Annotated in this window: 11 protein-coding genes and 2 pseudogenes; 5 read left to right on the top strand and 8 right to left on the bottom strand. The window is 57.1% G+C overall.

Going from position 1 to position 18,479, the window contains the following annotated elements:
• A pseudogene (locus tag ACP5OT_RS12070) lies at nt 1–337 on the top strand (hypothetical protein); the annotation flags it as partial.
• 242 nt (nt 338–579) lie between these two features.
• Here the strand turns inward: ACP5OT_RS12070 and ACP5OT_RS12065 are convergent.
• Both ACP5OT_RS12065 and ACP5OT_RS12060 read right to left on the bottom strand, forming a co-directional pair.
• Nucleotides 580–1,547 (bottom strand): annotated as a pseudogene (locus ACP5OT_RS12065) (RtcB family protein).
• A 445-nt stretch (nt 1,548–1,992) separates the two neighbouring features.
• Nucleotides 1,993–3,945: an alpha-amylase family glycosyl hydrolase gene (locus ACP5OT_RS12060; protein ID WP_428132255.1), complete on the bottom strand. Its 1,953-nt coding sequence runs from the start codon at nt 3,943–3,945 to the stop codon at nt 1,993–1,995.
• 273 nt (nt 3,946–4,218) lie between these two features.
• On the opposite strand from ACP5OT_RS12060, the gene ACP5OT_RS12055 reads away from it, so the two are divergent.
• Both ACP5OT_RS12055 and ACP5OT_RS12050 read left to right on the top strand, forming a co-directional pair.
• Complete coding sequence (locus ACP5OT_RS12055) at nt 4,219–4,992, top strand: ABC transporter permease (protein ID WP_424676709.1); 774 nt, start codon at nt 4,219–4,221, stop codon at nt 4,990–4,992.
• Nucleotides 4,993–5,030: 38 nt separating this feature from the next.
• Nucleotides 5,031–6,074: an ABC transporter substrate-binding protein gene (locus tag ACP5OT_RS12050; protein ID WP_424676708.1), complete on the top strand. Its 1,044-nt coding sequence runs from the start codon at nt 5,031–5,033 to the stop codon at nt 6,072–6,074.
• Nucleotides 6,075–6,123: 49 nt separating this feature from the next.
• On the opposite strand, the gene pepF is transcribed toward ACP5OT_RS12050, so the two are convergent.
• The 3 genes from pepF to ACP5OT_RS12035 form a co-directional block, all read right to left on the bottom strand.
• Nucleotides 6,124–7,932 (bottom strand): oligoendopeptidase F, encoded by a 1,809-nt coding sequence (gene pepF / locus ACP5OT_RS12045; RefSeq protein WP_424676707.1) that lies wholly within the window; start codon nt 7,930–7,932, stop codon nt 6,124–6,126.
• 366 nt (nt 7,933–8,298) lie between these two features.
• Nucleotides 8,299–10,197, bottom strand: coding sequence for a hypothetical protein (locus tag ACP5OT_RS12040; RefSeq protein ID WP_428132253.1), 1,899 nt, complete (start codon nt 10,195–10,197; stop codon nt 8,299–8,301).
• Nucleotides 10,198–10,224: 27 nt separating this feature from the next.
• Complete coding sequence (locus ACP5OT_RS12035) at nt 10,225–10,590, bottom strand: hypothetical protein (RefSeq protein ID WP_428132251.1); 366 nt, start codon at nt 10,588–10,590, stop codon at nt 10,225–10,227.
• Nucleotides 10,591–10,905: 315 nt separating this feature from the next.
• Here ACP5OT_RS12035 and ACP5OT_RS12030 point away from each other — a divergent pair, with 315 nt between their 5' ends.
• Nucleotides 10,906–11,358, top strand: coding sequence for a hypothetical protein (locus tag ACP5OT_RS12030; RefSeq protein WP_428132249.1), 453 nt, complete (start codon nt 10,906–10,908; stop codon nt 11,356–11,358).
• A 108-nt stretch (nt 11,359–11,466) separates the two neighbouring features.
• On the opposite strand, the gene ACP5OT_RS12025 is transcribed toward ACP5OT_RS12030, so the two are convergent.
• Both ACP5OT_RS12025 and ACP5OT_RS12020 read right to left on the bottom strand, forming a co-directional pair.
• On the bottom strand, nt 11,467–12,684 hold the full coding sequence (locus tag ACP5OT_RS12025; RefSeq protein ID WP_424676703.1) for an MFS transporter: 1,218 nt from the start codon (nt 12,682–12,684) through the stop codon (nt 11,467–11,469).
• A 434-nt stretch (nt 12,685–13,118) separates the two neighbouring features.
• Nucleotides 13,119–14,717: an amidohydrolase gene (locus ACP5OT_RS12020; protein ID WP_428132246.1), complete on the bottom strand. Its 1,599-nt coding sequence runs from the start codon at nt 14,715–14,717 to the stop codon at nt 13,119–13,121.
• Nucleotides 14,718–15,558: 841 nt separating this feature from the next.
• Here ACP5OT_RS12020 and ACP5OT_RS12015 point away from each other — a divergent pair.
• Nucleotides 15,559–16,839, top strand: coding sequence for a hypothetical protein (locus ACP5OT_RS12015; RefSeq protein WP_428111973.1), 1,281 nt, complete (start codon nt 15,559–15,561; stop codon nt 16,837–16,839).
• Nucleotides 16,840–16,992: 153 nt separating this feature from the next.
• Here ACP5OT_RS12015 and ACP5OT_RS12010 read toward each other — a convergent pair whose 3' ends face one another.
• Nucleotides 16,993–18,336: a dihydrolipoyl dehydrogenase family protein gene (locus ACP5OT_RS12010; protein ID WP_428132244.1), complete on the bottom strand. Its 1,344-nt coding sequence runs from the start codon at nt 18,334–18,336 to the stop codon at nt 16,993–16,995.
• Nucleotides 18,337–18,479: the final 143 nt, after the last annotated feature.

Genomic DNA, 18,479 nt, shown 5'->3' with positions numbered 1-18,479 from the left:
GGCCAACAGTGTTAATATGCCAACGATGCCAACGGTACCGGGAATGCCGGCGATGCCCGGTATCAATCCCGTCTCGCCGACTGCTGTTGTCGAGTGGAGCCGGCAGGTGCTGGAGATGACTCGTAACTTCAACGAGAGCCAAACCCGCTTTATTGAGGGTTGGTTCGATATGCTGAAGAAATCAGATCCGACCAATGTCATGCGTGGCTGGGACGCAAACCAGGTGCAAAAAGTGATGCAGAGCTGGCAAGAGGCGATGCAGCGTGTCATTGAGGCGCAGGCCGAGCTGGGTAAGGTGATGATGGGCATCGTCAATGGTGCGATGGATAAGAAGTGATTGCGTCCTATTCCATTGCCCCTCTCCCATTCGTGGGAGAGGGATTTTTTATTTACCCAATCGGCGGTGCATCCCCGGCATTCAGAGGCCACCCGGCCGTGCGGCTCGTGCGGCTCATCCAACCACCCGGCCGTGCGTCCTTACGAATCTTCGCCGGCAGTACCGGACATAACGACGACTAATGGCCGCATACGCGCGACCGGTCGGATTAACCCGGCGGCGATTTGCACCTCGATCACCGATTAGATGTCTTTGTAGGCTAATGGTGACTCATCAACGGATAATCCGCGCACTAACACACCTGCTTCGCGCACCACCACACCTGCTTCGCGCACCACCGCCGCCGCCATCGCCGGGGTGATCGTGCGACGGGCCTCGGCCCGGCTGAAGCGACGTCCCGCGCTATGGGCAGCGCTGGCAAGGGTGGCTTTATCACCGAGACCTTCGACGATGTAGCTTGCCGTCGCCATTGAGCCGGGAATAATGCCAAGTACCCCCGTTTCCGCCGGAGTCGCACCTTTACGATGAATCACCGTTCCGTCGGGTTGCTCCCATGCGAAGTTGTGATGATTTTCAATGACCTGTGTTACCTTCACGCCCAACGCGCGCGCAAATCGCGTATGGATCACTTCGTGATTCGCACGGGCAAAATCACCAGCTAACCGCATCGCCAACAAATACTCTTGCCAGCTTCGCGCTCGGTGCTCAACCAGCCATAGGTGCGCGGAATACCTTTGGCTATCACGGCGGTTTCGCGATCGGCTAACTCGGCGTAGTAGTTGGCAATCCTGGCCCCTACTCCACGACTACCGCTGTGGGTTAAGAGACCAACGAACGGTTGCCCGCTCGTCAACCATTCCCCAATGACAATTTCGGCAAAATGGTTTCCCCCACCAGAGGTCCCAATCTGTACCCTCGCCAGTTCGTGCAGTTCACGCAGGAGTTTGGTCGCTCGCCAGCGCGAATCGGCGAGGATCGGGTGATCGGCAACCGGCTTTTTTGGTGAACCAATGCCAAATACGGTCACTTTGCTTAGTGTATCAAGGAGTAGTTGCCGATCGCGGTGAGCATCATCTGGAGTAAGTTCGGCAAAGATCGAAAGGTGCATCCGACAACCAATGTCAACCCCAACTTGATACGGCGCAACGGCACGGTCATACGCGATGACACCACCAACCGGCAGCGCATACCCCTGATGTGCATCGGGCATCAGTGCTCCACGGATCGCCGGTGGTAAGCGTAATGCCATTCGGATCTGCTCAATGGCTCCCGGCTCCACCAGATGCTCACCGACAATGGTCAACGGCTGCGGGGTATCGCGGAGCCGCAGCTCCGTTGGCGGAGTACCGTAGCGAGCCGCGATCGCTTGCCGAATCATGGCAACATCCATCCCCTCTTTTAGCATCTGTTTCGCTTCACGACATATCCTCCGAAAGCTGGGATGATCGGCGTAATCGGCCAGCAATTTGGCAGGTTTCATCGGTGTTTCACCTCCTTTCTAGTTCTAGGATGTGTTTTTCTGAGCTGCTGCAACCGTGGCGATGGAAAAGCGCCATGACCTTAATATATTATGTCACCTTCTTGGCATCGGGAGATCATCCCCCAGCATCCGCCTGTGGATGGAACGGAAACAGTATACTCATGCTACAATCGTGCTAACGCACCGGCGTCAACCAGACAAATCGGTACGGTGGCAGTACGAGCGCTTCATTCGCCGAAACCGGTTGATCACTCACCAGATCGAACAGTTCCACACCGGGGCCATACATACGTAGCAAATTACCAGCAATGCTCTGCGGATACTCCGAGAAGTTGGTCAATACCAACACGCGCTGGGCGCCGGTTTGCCGCACATACGCCAACACATGCCGATTATCGCTCCGCACAACTTCCATTGCACCATCGCGCAACGCCGGCAACGAAGTCCGCAATCGAATCAACTTGACTAATTCACCAAAAATCCGCCCCGGTACCGTTGACGGATCATAGCGCTGATCCATCGCTGCTTGATTACGGACCGGACGATGCACCCAACGACTATCATCGGCTTTGGCCGGATCGTTGACATACCCATAATCGTTGAGCGTCCCTACCTCATCACCCAGATAGAGTAGCGGAATCCCGCCGATACTCAGGATAATACTGTGCAGCAAGAGAATCCGTCGGATTGCCGTCTCGATAGCGGTCGGATCACCATTACTGAGAGCCTGTTCCAGCCCCGCCAACGACGCCAGTGTCCCCGATACACGCGCATCGCCGGTATCGGGGTTTTCTTGAAACGGCAAGCCGCGGGCAAACGAACTGGGAAAACGTCCGGTATAGAAGGCGTTGAGAAACTGGCGATGGCCCCACGGATCAATCCCAACCGCACGCGCATCGTTGTCATCAAACGTCCAGCCGATGTCGTCATGCGAACGCAAATAATTGATCCACGCGCACCCTGCCGGCAAACGAAAGCGATGGCTGAGCGAATGGGCCAGCAACTTGACCTCGCGCGTCGCCAACGACTCCCAGAGCAGCGCCATCAGCAGCGGATTGTACGAAAGCTGACACTCGTGCGGGCTAATGTAGCTCAACACATCGTCAGGATGGACAATCGCCTCCGATTTAAAGAGTAGCGCCGGTGCGGCGATACGTGCAATTGCATTGAACGATTGGATAATCTGATGAGCTTCCGGTTGATTCTCACAGTTTGTCCCCATTCGCTTCCAAATGAACGGTACCGCATCAAGCCGCAGGACAGCCACCCCCAAATTGGCGAGGAAGAGCATCTCGGCAGCCATCGCCCGAAACACCGCCGGGTTAGCGTAATTGAGATCCCACTGAAAACTGTTGAAGGTGGTCCACACCCAGCGCTGCATATCGGGCCGCCACGTGAAGCTGCCCCGGCGCACAGTAGGGAAGATTTCGCGCAGCGTGCGCTCGTAAGCGTCGGGCATCGTGCGATCGGGAAAGAGGAAATAGAACTCCTGATAATCGGGATCGCCGGCCTGCGCCCGCCGTGCCCATTCGTGTTCGTCAGAAGTATGGTTAAAAACAAAATCCAGCACCAAACTAATCCCGGCCCGATCGAGTTCGTGAGCGAGTGCGGCCAACTCTGCCGTCGTGCCGATTTGCGGATTCACCTCTCGGTAGCTGCTCACCGCATAACCGCCGTCGTTGTTGCCTTCCGGCGCGGCAAACAACGGCATGAGGTGCAAGTAGGTCAAGCCCAACTCATTGAAATAAGGAATAAACTCGCGCAGCCGGTTCAGCGTACCGCAAAAGCGATCGACATAGAGCACGCCCCCCATCATCCGTTCCGACTGGAACCACTCGCTATCAGCTTCGCGGACGACATCGCGCTGCTTGAGCCATTGTGGCCGTTCGCGCCAGCTCTGCGCCATCGCGATCAACAGTTGTTCGAGATGATAGAAGAAGTCGTATTGGGTACCGTACAAGCCGAGCAACAACTCAAACAGACGCGGCCATTCCCGGCGCAATCGCTGCTCGAATGCGGCCCAATCAGCGGCATTGCCGCCGGCTGCCTCAAATGCCTGCTCGATCCGCGGCAGCAACCGAGCCAACGACCGTGCCGCTTCGTGTGGTATACGTTCCCACTTGTGCATACGCAAACCTCACCACTCCACTGCCCGCTCTGGCAGTTATTTCCGGCGCAAGTATCGCCGAAAACAGGGAAACTGACAATCGCTGCCGACGTTCCCAGTTGTCATTGCGAGCCGCCACAGGCGGCGAAGCAATCCCCCGCGCGCACGGAAGCGGAGCCGGCCCGCCGAAGGGAGCGAGTGCTGCGGGCGCTGCACGCCCTCGCAATGAAAGACAGGCTGGTCATCACGCACGGCGATGACGCCTGCACCACTTCATGGTAAGATAAAGCCGCTATGGAAACGATGACTACGCCACCCAACCTGTTTCGCCGTTTCGTTCCGGCGCTGGCGCTCGGCATCGCGCTCTTGGCGGTGCTCGAATGGGGCCTGCCCGCCGCCAGCATTCCAGCGTACCTCTTGCCGCCACCCTCGCGGGTGGTCGCTGCCGCCCTCCAACCCGAAGTGCGGCTACTCGACCATACCCTCGCCACCGCCAATGCAGCCTTGATCGGCCTTACGGTTGGCACACTGATCGCCTTCACCCTCGCCATCGCCTTCCTCTTTGTGCGCCCGCTCGAAGACGCCCTCTACCCGTGGGTCTTGCTCGGCCAGAGTTTGCCCTCAGTCGCCTTGGCGCCGCTGCTTACCATTTGGCTAGGTGAAGGGCTTGCGCCCCGTGCAGCAATGGCTGCTCTTTTCGCCAGCTTTCCCCTGCTCATCGCCACCATCAGCGGTCTCCGCCGGCCCGCACCCGAACAATTGGCGATGATGCAAGCGTATGGCGCGTCACAATGGCAAATCCTGCGCATGCTGCGCCTACCGGCGGCGCTGCCGTTTATCTTCAGCGGGCTGCGCGTCGCCGGTGCGCTAGCCGTGATCGGCGCATTGGTGAGCGAGCTGGCCGGTGCCGGCCGCGGGTTGGGCTATCTGATCACCACCTCGACCTACCGCTTAGCCACCGACCGCGCCTTTGCGGCTGTGGCTGCTGCCGCCGGATTGGCCCTCGCGCTGCACGGTGGTTTCCTCTGGCTCGAACGCACGATTGTCTATTGGGAACGAGAACGGTAATCGCGGCGTAGTTTTATCAGACGGAGTGAGGATTTGTTATGTCACACCGTTACCACTTATTATTGGCTCTTTTTCTACTACTATTGACCGTATCAGGTTGTGCTAGCCCGAATCCGGTTAGCAATGCCATTTCGTCAACGAATGCCCCGGAAGTCGCCGATGTATCAATGCGTCTGCAATGGCTGCCCCAATTCCAGTTTGCCGGCTATCTGGTGGCCGAAGCGCGCGGCTACTATCGCGACGCCGGTCTCAACGTAACTATTCTCCCCGGCGGGCCTGATGCCGTCCCGCTCCCCTTGGTTGCCACCGGCGCCAACACCTTTGGCAGCACCGGCGCTGATACGATCTTGATCAGCCGTGCACAGGGGATCGAGGTTGTAGCGCTGGCGACGTGGTTCCAAGCTAGTCCGGTTGCATTCATGGTACATCGCGACAGCGGCATCCGTTCACCGCAAGACTTTGTCGGGCGGCGGGTAGCGATGTTCTACGGCGACAACGTGGAGACTGAATACCGGGCACTGCTAGCTGCCACCGGCGTTGATCCGGCCAGCATCAACGAGATTCCCGGCGACTACAGCCTTGCCCCCTTCCTCGAGCGGCGGGCCGATGTGTGGCCGGTCTATGCCACCGACCAGCCCTACACCGCTCGCGCTGCCGGCGCCGACATCGAGTTGATTGTCGCCCGCGATTACGGCGTCGAACTGATGGGGGATGTGCTCTTCACCACCGCCGAATTCGCCCGTAAGAACCCCAACACCGTGCGTGCATTCGTCCAAGCCACGCTACGTGGTTGGCAAGACGCGATCACCGACCCGGCAGCCGCCGTCAATATCATTTTGGTCCGTAACCCTGATTTTGATCGCGGTCATCTTGAATTTGAGGCGATGGAAACGATTAAACTGCTGCGCTACGGTATTGGCGCGCGATGTGTCGGAGCTAGCGACCGGCAGGCATGGGCCAAAGAGGCCGAACTGCTGCGATCACTAGGGGTGCTGAAAACGGCGGTTGATCCGGCGACGGTGTTGGTCACTGATGCAGTTGACGACTATTACCGCGCACGCGGTATTGAATGCCAGCGGTAAATACGAATGGGGGACGCACGGCGGTGCGTCCCCGCGCCCGTCGATCACGTTACGGTGCCAACTGTTCCAATTGGCTGACCAATTCAGCAAACGTATCCATCGCTGCCTGAATCGGAGCGGGTGAAGTCATATCAACACCGGCATCACGCAGCAGATCAATCGCTGCGCGTGATGAACCACTGCGCAAGAACCGTAGATACCGCTCAACCGCCGGCTGACCCTCGTTGATAATCTGACGACTCAGCGCCAGGGCAGCCGATAAGCCGGTCGCATACTGATACACGTAGAACTGATAGTAGAAGTGCGGAATGCGCAGCCACTCATACGCCAGCTCATCATCGATCACCAGCTCAGGTCCATGATACCGCACAACCAACTCACGGTAGTGCTGGCTCAGCGCATCAGCCGTCAACGGCTGTCCACGCTCGGCCTGCTCGTGCATCCACAGCTCGAAGGTGGCAAACATCGTCTGGCGGAAAATTGTCCCACGGATCGTTTCGATCTGTTGCGCAAGCAACCGCCGCCGCAACTCTTCATCAGCACCGCTTTGCAACATGTAGTGGGTCAGCAGCGCCTCGTTGAGCGTCGAAGCCACTTCGGCGACGAAGATGGTGTACTCGCCATAGACGAACGGCTGGGTGGCGCGGGTGAAGTACGAATGAAGCGAGTGGCCCAATTCGTGGGCGAGGGTAAAGACATCACGCAGCCGGTCTTGGTAGTTGAGCAAGATGTAGGGCGGCGTCCCATACGAACCGCCGCTATACGCACCGCTCCGCTTGCCCACATTCTCGTAGACATCGATCCAGCGCCGGGTAAACATTTGCTCGAGCGCCGCGCCATACTCAGGGCCGAGCGGACGAAACGCCTCACGCATCAGATCACATGCTTCCTGATAGGGGAACGTTTGCTCGACATCAGGTACCGGCTGCACGTAGAGATCGTAGAAACGCAGCTCATCCAACCCCATCAGCCGCCGCCGCACCGCCAGATAGTGATGGAAGCGCGGCAGATTAGCCTCAACGGTCGCAATCAGGTTATGGTACACCTCGACAGGGATTTCATTCGGAGCGAGCGCCGCCTCTAGCGCCGATCCGTAATTGCGCAACCGGGCCTCGATCACGTGCGAGCGGATCGCCGCGCCCAGTGTGGTGGCAAGCGTGTTGCGGAAGGGCAAAAACGCACTGTAGTACCCCTTGAACGCATCACGCCGCACCCGCCGGTCATGGCTTTCGAGCAAACGACCATAGCGCGCATGCGACAACTTCACCGGCTGGCCCTGCTCATCCTCAATTGTCGGAAACTGCAAATCCGCGTCGGTCAACATCGAGAACGTAGCATATGGCGCACGGACAATATCGCTAAACGCCGCCATCACCTGCTCAACCTCCGCCGAACGGATATGCGCGCGCTGGCGATTCAGCTTCTCTAAGGCGTAGCGATACACTTGCAAGCCGGGGGTAGCCGCCAACCACTCGTCCAGCGTTTCCGCCGGGATCGTCAAAATCTCTGGCTCAATAAACGCCAGTACCGCTTGTATCCGGGCCGCAAAACTATTGGCCCGCTCGGCCAAACCCTGCCCTACCGGATCAGTACCATCGCTATCCTTGCGATGGATAGCATAGACGTACAATGCATACAACCGTCGCGCCACTTCGTCGCGCAGGTTCAGCGCCGCCAACAACTGCACCGACCCCTGCGCCAACGTCCCTTGCAAGGCGGCTAACTCTTGCGCAAGCGCTTCAACCGCGCTGAGTTCTTGTTCCCACGCCGACACATCGGCAAAGATTTGCGACAAATCCCATGTATATTCGACCGGTATTTCAGATCGAGATGGGACTTGGTTTGCGGTAAGGGTCATGTGTAATTCCTTTCATCTTAGGCACGGAACTGTACCATTGCAGTTGCCCTGTTTGCCATTATACCTGACTCGACAAGAGATTGCTTTAAGGAATGAACACTCAAAGCGGCGTACAAGGACAGGCCTATCGGCCATTGCGAGGAAGCGGCAGCAGCCGCTGGTAAGAGAGAATTCAATGCAGAGGTGCAAAAGATGAGAAGAGTGCCGAAGTTTGGGAATAGATAAGGTAGGGAGTATCTTATCCCTATCCCCCGCAGTCTGTGGGAGATAGGGAGGAGGTTGCAGCTACATTCACACTAGCTACCGCACAATGTGCGGCACATACACCCGATATTGACTAGCGCCGATAATGACCGGCCATTGCAACTATGGTTGGTATTTAACAAAATTGCTAACTTTATCACCGCTGCTGTTATTGACGAAACCATCGGCATTTGAGGCATCATTTGGACCGTTCACGTTTCCCCACCAGTTATTCAAGGCTGAAATCCAGTGATTGGGGGTGTCGTTTTGGATACCGGCAGTCGTATTGCCCACAATGTTGCAGTACTCAATCACTGGATTGGCGGCAGTACCAGAACTGCGCAACCCATACCGATTGTTCGCCAACATGCAATAGCGCAATACCGGCGAGGCGTTGTCAACGTGGATTGCACCGTAAGAACCGAAGAAACTATCACCACCACCGTAGCGAAGAACAATATGCGAGAGCGTGCCGCTACTGCCACTACGAAACAAGATTCGCCCCCATTGACCAGGAGCCGGTGGGGTGGTTGAGCTGATCGTCACACCACCAACGGTTGAGTCATAGATCGACGTAACGTAGATCGGTTGACTCTGCGTACCATTAGCACTGAGGATACCATCGATCAAAAACTCCACCGAGAAATCCTTTGGCTTAATCACAACGCCCGGCCCCCATGTCAACATGACACCAATATTCACAGTAATATCGTCCTGCGGCACATACGGTACTTCGGTTTCTTTCCACGTCGTATTGGCCGCAATTGCGCCGCCTCGCACACAGATACCGTTAGTGCCATTCCCAATCACGTTTGCAGCGCTCATGTTGGTCAATGTCACATCCATTTGCGGATGGATCGCCAATGCACAACCGCTGTTATACCGAAAAGTACTAGCAGCAATGTTCACTTGTGCGCCAAGGTCTTGCTCTAACACGGGAATGTTAAACCAAGACCGTCCGCCATAGCGCAATTCGACCATATTGAACGTCGCGCTACCGGTGCTACGCACCAAAATACGCCCCCAATCACCACGTGCAGGTGGGTTGGTCGTGTTGTCAGTAGCGCCGCCAGTCGTGTCGTCGCGGATCGAAGTCAGCGTAACGGGTTGGCCGGCAACACCGTTGACATTGAGTATGCCATCGATAAAGAAATCCGTTTCGGAATCAGACGGTTTCACCACAATCCCTGGGCCCCACGTCAGGGTAGCCCCAAACGCAACCGTTATATCACTCTGCGGCACGTAGGGTATCTCTGTCTCGTCCCAGATAGTATTTGAAATACCACCACTTCGCACGCACACACCATTGGTTTCGTTGCCGATCACGCTCGTGGAGGCTTGATTGATCATGGTGAAATCATTCTGCGGATGAGTCGCCAATGCACAGCTACTGCTATACTTGAAAGCGCCGCCATTAATGGTCACACTCGCGCCAACATCTTGTTCCAACATGCCCAGTGCTACCCACCCTTGGCCCCCATACCGCAATTCAAGATGGTTCAACTCGCCCGTGCCGGTACTGCGGAAGAGGATACACCCCCAATCACCACGTGCAGGTGGGTTGGTCGTGTTGTCAGTAGCGCCGCCAATCGTGTCGTCGCGGATCGAAGTCAGCGTAACGGGTTGGCCGGCAACACCGTTGACATTGAGTATGCCATCGATAAAGAAATCCGTTTCGGAATCAGACGGTTTCACCACAATCCCTGGGCCCCACGTCAGGGTAGCCCCAAACGCAACCGTTATATCACTCTGCGGCACGTAAGGCGCTTCTGTCTCATCCCACGTGGTATGAGCTGACACTCCGCCGCTATCGACGCAAATTCCGTTGAATTCATTGCCGGCAAAGCTAGCCGGACTCATATTGCTCAGGGTAAAATCGCTCTGCGGCGGCATACTCAACGGGCAGATCCTGCCATTGACAAAGCGCCCGGCATTGATCGACACATCAGCGCCAACCTCTTGGCGCAAGATCGCGTCTTTGGCATTTTTGCCACCGTAGCGCATCTCAACATGGTCAAGCACACCGCTACTGCCGGTGCGAAACAGCACCTATCCCCAATTACCGGGCGACGGTGTTGTTGTCGTATTACCACTGGCACCGCCGATGGTGCTATCATAGATCGAGGTGAAATAAATAGGTTGATCGGGAGTGCTCTGCGCCAGCAGCGTTCCATTGACCAAGAGGTTCGCCCCAAGAAAGACATCAGCAAACTTTATGACTACCCCCGCCCCTAGCGTGAGCGTCGTGCCGAAGGCTACTCTCACATCGCCGGTGAGAATGTAGACCGCTTCGGTTGCATCCCACGTTGTATGCGCGCTAATATCACCGCTATCGACACAAAGGCCATTGTAGACATTCCCGGTAAAGTTCACGAAACTCATATCCTCCAGCGTGACATCATTCTGCGGTTTCATACTGATGGCACACTGAGCACCAGACTTAAAGATACTTGTTCGAATGGTGACATTCGCATTCACATCCACCTGCACCATAGCGTAGAGATGTTTCCGCCGTAACGGAACTCCGTATGCTGTAACATTCCCGTACTGCCGGTTTGAAAATGCAGGGATTGCCAATTCCCCGGTTGGGGTACATTTACTTCATTATCGGTGTCACCACCAATCGTATCATCACGAATTGAAGTAAAGTAGACCGGATTACCGGAAACACCGTTGGTAATCAGTGTTCCCTGTATCGTCAGACGGGCGTATAGGTTGAATTTCACTACTGTGCCGAATTCGTTCGATAGTCAGCGTTACCACGGCTGGAACCGTCACATTGCTATACACAACATAGACCTTATCCGCCGTCCACACCTCATCACTGCTCAGTATGCCGCTTTTGCACACCAACGCCGGGTTACTGCAATTCACCGCAGCTTGAACTGGTTGCGGCCACAGGATGATTGCCACCACGAACGCAACGATCAAAAGACGGGAGTGCAGTACGAAAATGATGGCACATTGCTTCACTCCATTAAAAAGAAACTTATGTTTGTTAATGTATTGATTCGTCACACTATTATCCTACAAAGTTATAATTACCATCGTGTTACAAATGAAATCAGCACGAACTCTTGTTTCATCAATGAGCAGGAACTATTTACACTCACACACAACGACACCAAAGAATTGCTTGCAACGTATCTGCACAAAAGTAGAAGTCTGTTGGCAAACAATTAATTTGTTCATTTTGGGGTCGGGATGCGCAAACATCCCCTTCTTCCAAAGAAGGGGATGGGAGAGAAGCAAAGTGTTAGGAACTAGCAAATGATCTGCTTGCACACGCGGCTAATCCCCCTGCGCCGGCACTGTCGCTGTGGCTGGCGCCGGCACTGCCGCCGATACCGGCGTCGGGCGCACGCGACCGGGCAGGGTCAGCGCTAATGCCGCCGCCGGTAACCCGAGCAATGTCACTCCGATCATCACCGTCTCAAGACCGATCACGTCAGCGAGGATGCCGCTCAGCCACGTGCCGATCGCACCGGTGGCGAATGTGAAGCCGAGAATGAGACCGGAAGCAAGACCTTGTTTCACCGGTAAAATCTGTTGTGCATGCACGACGAGAATGCTATGCTGACCGCCAACGAGCATACCCGCCAGCCCACTAGCGATGAAAATTGCCCAGAGCGGTGTTGCCAAAAAACAGACTAACCCGGCAGGAACACTCAGAATGAGCGGCCACACGGTGGCCGCACGCATGCCAAAGCGATCGGCCATCCATCCGTTCAGGACGTTGCCAACCGCAGCGCTGGCCATAAATGTGCCGGCCAATGCACCATAGACGGTTGGTTCCCATCCACGATCACTGAACAGTTTCGGTAAGAACGACTGGTACACCGCTTGGATTGACGAACGCACGACGACGAGTGCAAGAAAGGCGATCAAGACCGCAATGGCTAGTGCCGTCCAAACCTGTGGCGTCGCAGGGGCAGGAGCACGACTCGTCCGTCGACTACGTACTGTTTGTTGCGCGAGTAGTAAGATGGTCGCCGGAATAATCGCAGTCACGGCAATCGGGATAATCCCTGTCGTTCCGGCAGCAGCCAGCACAAGACCGGCCAGTATCGGGCCTACCGCTAAGCCGGCTTGCCCACCAAAGAAGAAGATCGCGGTTGCACTGGCCGGCTTATCTGGCACAGCCGCCGCCGCACCAGCCGTACCGATGGGATGGAACAGGCCACTACCAAGCGCAGCAAGGAGAAAACAGGGTAAGAGTACTGTCCAGTTGGGAGCAAGGGCAACACCGGTATAGCAGAGCGCCATCCACGCTACACCAAGTGCAGCGAGTTGGAGCGTGCGCCCAGGCAGGCGGTCGGCGATCCAGCCAAATAATGGTTGTGAGAGTGCGCCGATCAGGGTGTAGACGGTTAACGCTAAGCCAATTTGCTGATTGCTCAGACCCAATGGCCCGGCTAAGACAGCCAATAACACGGCACCAAGGCTGTTGAGGACATCGACCATAAAGTGACCGCTGACCACTGCTGTAAAGACACGATTCCGTAGCATTCCGGTGTTTCCTTTCTGGAGCTGTGCTATATCTCGACAACTGGATGGGACGCACCGCCAGCGGACGTACTGCTGTGCATCCTCTTGACATATATCGCATGAACGTAAACACCATCAATGGGACGCACCGCCAGCGGACGTACTGCTGTGCATCCCTACCTACCCCACCCTCTGCGCCTTTGCGTTATTCGCCTCTGCGTTCTCTGCGCCTTTGCGTTACCCGCCTCTGCGTTCTCTGCACCTTTGCGTTATTCGCCTCTGCATTCTCTGCGCCTTTGCGTTATTCGCCTCTGCGTTCTCTGCGCCTTTGCGTTATTCGCCTTTGCGTTCTCTGCGCCTTTGCGTTATTCGCCTCTGCGTTCTCTGCGCCTTTGCGTTATTCGCCTCTGCGTTCTCTGCGCCTTTGCGTTATTCGCCTTTGCACTCTCTGCATCTCAATTTCTCTCAAATACGATTGCTCCACCCACAATCGTCAACTCAGCATGCACCGTATGCAGATGAAACACCGGTATCTGGAAGGGATCATTGTTCAACACCACCAAATCGGCCAGCATACCGGGCATTAAGCGCCCCTTACGCTCAGCAGCGGCTTCAGCGATTGCCGGGCCAATACAATAGGCTGCTAATGCTTCAGCAACGGTGAGTCGTTGTTCAGGATACCAACCGCCAGCCGGCGCGCCATCGGTCGTTTGGCGGGTTACGGCGGCGTGAATGCCAGCCCACGGATCCAGCGTCTCAACCGGCGCATCGGAACCAAAGGCCAGCGTAGCCCCAGCGTCAAGCAAACTGCGCCATGCGTAGCTGGTTGCGCAACGCTTCCCCCATAGCCGATCGGCCATCGCCATATCGGCAGTGCAGTGAATCGGCTGCATTGAGGCAATAACCCCAAGCTCGGCAAAGCGCGGAATGTCGGTTGGTGCAAGAATCTGGGCATGCTCGATCCGGTTGGGCAGCGCAAGATGGGCGGCAGTCGGACGTGCTGCGGCAATCGCATCGAGCACACTGCGGTTAGCCGCATCACCAATTGCATGCACCACCACACTGATCCCGTGAGCATTGGCACGGGTCACAATCTCTTTCATCTCGGCAGGTGGAATGACCACGATGCCGGTATGATCACGCCCTTCATACGGTGCCAGCATGTGGGCGCTCTCGGAGCCGAGTGAACCATCGGCAAACAATTTCAGGCCGCCGATCCGCAGCCAATCGTCACCCAAGCCGCTGCGCAAGCCCAAACCGATGGCATGATCGAGGTGCGCACCGGCGATATGCGCTAGCACGCGGATGGTAAGATCACCGTCAGCCCGCAGTGCTTGCAGATCGATCAGCGTATCGGGGCCGTCAGCCGGATTGGTCGCCGGCGGCACATGGACGCTGGTCAAGCCATAACTCAACGCCTCATTGATTGCCAACCGCAGTGCTGCCAACCGCTCGGCACGAGTGGGAGGCGGCATAATCGCGCGCACCAACTCCATGGCCGTCTCGAGCAAGATGCCGGTTGGTTCGCCGTGCTCGTCACGTTGAATCTGGCCGCCATCCGGATCGGGAGTAGCAGCGGTAATCCCGGCCAACTCGAGTACGCGGCTATTGACCCACAGCGAGTGACCGTCCTTGCGCGACAGCATCGCCGGCCGATCCGGGCATACACGGTCGAGATCGGCACGAGTGGGCCAGCGCTCGCCCCACAGAGTATGATCCCAGCCGTTGCCGCGCAACCATGCCCCCGGCGGCAAACGCTGCGCCGCAACCCCGATCTGGTCGAGCGCCACCGTGAAATCAGCGCAGCCAGTCAGACGTACCTGCTGGCGGGCAAGGCCGTGCAGCACAATGTGGACGTGCGCATCGGTCAGTCCGGGAACTACTGCCCGCCCGTGCAGATCGATCACCTCACTTTGAGGGCCGGCAGCGGACCGTACTGTCCCTTCATCACCCACTGCTAAGATCCGCTCGCCGCGAATGGCCACTGCTTGAGCCACCGGTTGGGCCGGATTGAGGGTGTAGATCGGGCCATTATGCAACACAATCGTGGTCATCGCAAACCTTTCGTTAGATCACATTTACCAATGAAGCGTGATGAGACCCTACTCATTCCGCTTACGGAACAGACAGAACATTGTAGTCGATCACAACCCGTTGATCGCTGTGCGATACCTCAACACCCGACACTGTGCTCACCACGCCCTCTGGCGCAGGAGTTCAAGGACGGAAAGAACATCTGATCCGGAATTAGGATTACGAAGCCCGCTGCGCGGGCTGCCCGCCCTCACCCCCAACCCCTCTGCCGCTAGTGCAGGAGAGGGTGCTGCTGCCTTACGCTTCCGCTATGCCTTGCGCGCCAACCACACGGCTCACCCTCTCCCACCTGACGGCGGGAGAGGGGGTGAGAGGGTAAGGATACACCAACGCATCGCCAAACCTTCAACCACCTCTGCACTCATACGCTCTGTCCACCCTTGCATCGCACAAGCGGGGGATTGCTGCGGGGGCTCCGCTCCCTCGTATAACATTGCTTTCTCTTTGGCAACCACCCCGGGCGATACAGCCTTTTCCTCCTGCGCGAGCTGTCGCGCCTGCTGTCATTGCGCGCCGCGCTCCCGACCGAGCGGGAGCCATACCTGTACGCGCGCAATATGTCCAAATCCTTGTCTAGACACATAATGACGATGAAATCCTACTCGCCCGGCACTATTCTGTCAAATCTGAGTAGTCAAATATTTACAAAATGGAGAACATCCTTAACTATGAGTGTTCAACGTTCGCACGCACTAGCAAGCGTGGTATGATATGTCATGATTTTGCACATATCATTACCCGCTCGTGTCCAGACTATTAACGACCACCCTACCGCTTTGCGGCTACCAGAGGAGGCTGGCTATGACTCATCCGCGCACAAATTATGCGCTAGCAGGCGCAGCGCTCTTTAACCCAATGGCCGCAATGTACTGGCTGGATGTAGCGCGCGGGCAGCGTCCCGGGATTGGGTTGGCGTTGGTTAGTGCGGTAGGTGCGGCATGCGCTGGATTGGCCGCCGATCCGCGCCGCCACCCGTGGCGAGCGATGGCGAGCGGGTTAGCGGCCGCGGCTGGCGCCGCGTTAGCCGGTTGGGCGCTACAACGGTATGTGGCGTGGGTGGAGGGCGAGAGCGAAGATGCGCCGGCCCCGCCAAACGCGCACGATCTGCTGGTGCCGGCGGCGGCAGCTTGCGCCGGTGCGGTTGGCGTGGCCGCATTGGTGGGCCGTGTGCCGGAACAATATATCGAGTACAGCGGTAAGCACGGCGATTACCGCTGGATCGCAGCCGAACCGCACCCGGTCCAGCGCTGGCTGGCATGGAGCGGCTACCTCGCCCATCAGTTGGCAATTTGGGGCTGCATCTATGCCGGTCAGCGCCAACGCCTGCGTTACACCAGCGATATGCGCCGGCTCAATTGGTTGGCACTGGCGGTGAATGCCGGCGGGGTGGCGCTGCATTACCTGCAATCGCACTATACGTATGACGGGTTGGCCCGTGATGTACCCGAAGGCAGTGCGCTCGGTTCGGTATCATTCATCCTGATGCTGGCCTTGGCCCTCGAAGCGCCGCGCCGCGGTCTCTTCTTCGGCAGCCGCAAGGTGATGCCTCCCGCTGAACTCGTGCGCTTTGCCCGCCGCTTCCACGGCTATATCTTCTCGTGGGCTTCGACGTATAATTTCTGGTATCACCCGATCGACCCTAAACCGCTGCACTATACTGGCCTGTTCCACACCCTGTTGCTCTTTGTCCAATCGGCGCTCATCTACACCAATGCCCACCGCGACCCGCGCTGGACGCTGACGCTCGAGATGTTGGCCTTGCCGCACGCGGTTGTTTCGACCCTCTACAAACGCAGCGGGTTGGCAGCGATGTTTACCTTTAGCTTCTTAATGATGTTTGTGGTCAACCAGATGCACGGCCTCAACTTGCCGGAACGGGCGCGCTGGACGATCGGCGGTGCGTATGCCGCTACTGTGCTGAGCTACTACGGCGCGCGCCACCAATGGCATAAGTTGCCTGATGTCCTGCGGATTCCAATCCTCGAGTATGGAGTGTTGGGCATCTTGGTGTTGTTGTCGCTGCTGATGCGGGCTGTGCGGCGGTTAGAAGGAAACCCGCAAACTTTGCATACGAAACCATGAGAACATAGGACACAGATGCGCTCGGGTTGGGACGGATGCACCCAGATCGCACCACCCGTGACCATCCGTTGCACCCGTATCTATACTGCGTCCTATCCCTAAATAGGATACGGAATGCTCACCGCTCAATCCGTGTCCTATTCACCACTCTTGCTACTTCACTGCACGAGCCGCCGCAAACACCACCTCACTCAACGTGGGATAAGCAGCGAACACCGCAGCCAGCTCGGCGATGGTCGCACCGGTTTGGATTGCTAACGCGACCGGTGCCAACATATCCGCTGCGTGTGTGCCAACCGCAATCCCACCACGGATCTGGCGGTTCGTCGCATCATAGATCAACTCGACCCAGCCTTCAGTCTCGTCACTGAGGTATGATTTGAGTGAGGCAGTATACGAAGCTCGTACCCGCTGCAATTCACCCTCACCGCCAGCTACAATCCCCACTTGGGCAATTTCGGGCACGGTATAGACAGCGCTGACCACGGTATGCGGACAATAGCCAGGTACCGGTAGGTCCGCTGCTGTGCGGCCGGCAATCCACGCCTGGGCCAGCGCGCGGTTGGCCAGCATCGGCCCACCGGCAGCATCACCCACAACAAAAATGTGACCGGCGACTGTACGACCATAGTTATCAACCGCGAGTTGTCCGTTGGCACCAACCGCCAACCCGGCCGCAGCAAGATTGAGCCGGCTTAGATCGGGGACTCGCCCAATCGCAAGGAAGGCCATAGCAGCGATATGGGTCGCACCATCGGCTGTAGTGACAACTACACCGGATTCAGTCCGCTCGACCCGTTCCACATCGATCTGATGGATCGTGACGCCATGCGCCGTCATCGCGGCAGCGAGAGCCGCTCCAGCTGCCGGATCGAACATCGGCAATACGCCAGGCGCACCGACCAACCACGTCACCTTCACACCGAGCCGGCTGAAGAGTGAAGCAAACTCGCTACCCGTCGGCCCCCCACCGATCACGATCATGTCCGGCGGCAGTGTGTTCAGATGACTGGCAAACCGCGGGGCAATAATCCGCTGACCATCGGGCTTCATTGTCGGTGGGAAACGTGGTACCGAACCGGTAGCGATAATCACTGCATCGGCGGTCAATGTCTGTTGCGAGTCGTCGTTGCGCACGATCAGCTCGTGAGGGCTATGAAATGCAGCTACCCCGTGGACTACCTTGACCCCGGCGGCTTGGAGCCGCTGTGCCTCACGCTCACTCCACCGCTGCGCCACCGCTTTGATCCGGTTGAGCACCTCTGTTGAGGTCACGTGGACAGCACCAACCGTTACCCCTGCTGCGGCAGCATGAGTAGCAACTCCGGCCAATTCAGCCGCGTGCAACCATACTTTACTTGGTAACAGGCTATCCCAACCGGTACGTCCACCGATCGGTCCTTCACCGATCAAGGTTACCTGCGCATGACCCTTTGCAGCGGCAACGGCAGCCTCAACTCCGGCCGGCCCGCCGCCGATCACGACAATTTGCTTCATACGTCTTCTTCATCATCGTTGCAACTCTACCACAGGCATCTGTGAAAGAAGATGCAAAGAATCGGCCAGAGGTTACAACCGCCAAACGAGATGGTGGAATGGATGCCAATAATGTACCATATTGCATTGAATCATTATGTGGA

It is taken from the genome of Chloroflexus sp. (assembly GCF_049970315.1).
Taxonomy (GTDB): Bacteria; Chloroflexota; Chloroflexia; order Chloroflexales; family Chloroflexaceae; genus Chloroflexus.
The sequence above is the reverse complement of the archived record's forward strand: the minus strand, read 5'-3'. Positions and strand labels throughout refer to the sequence as shown.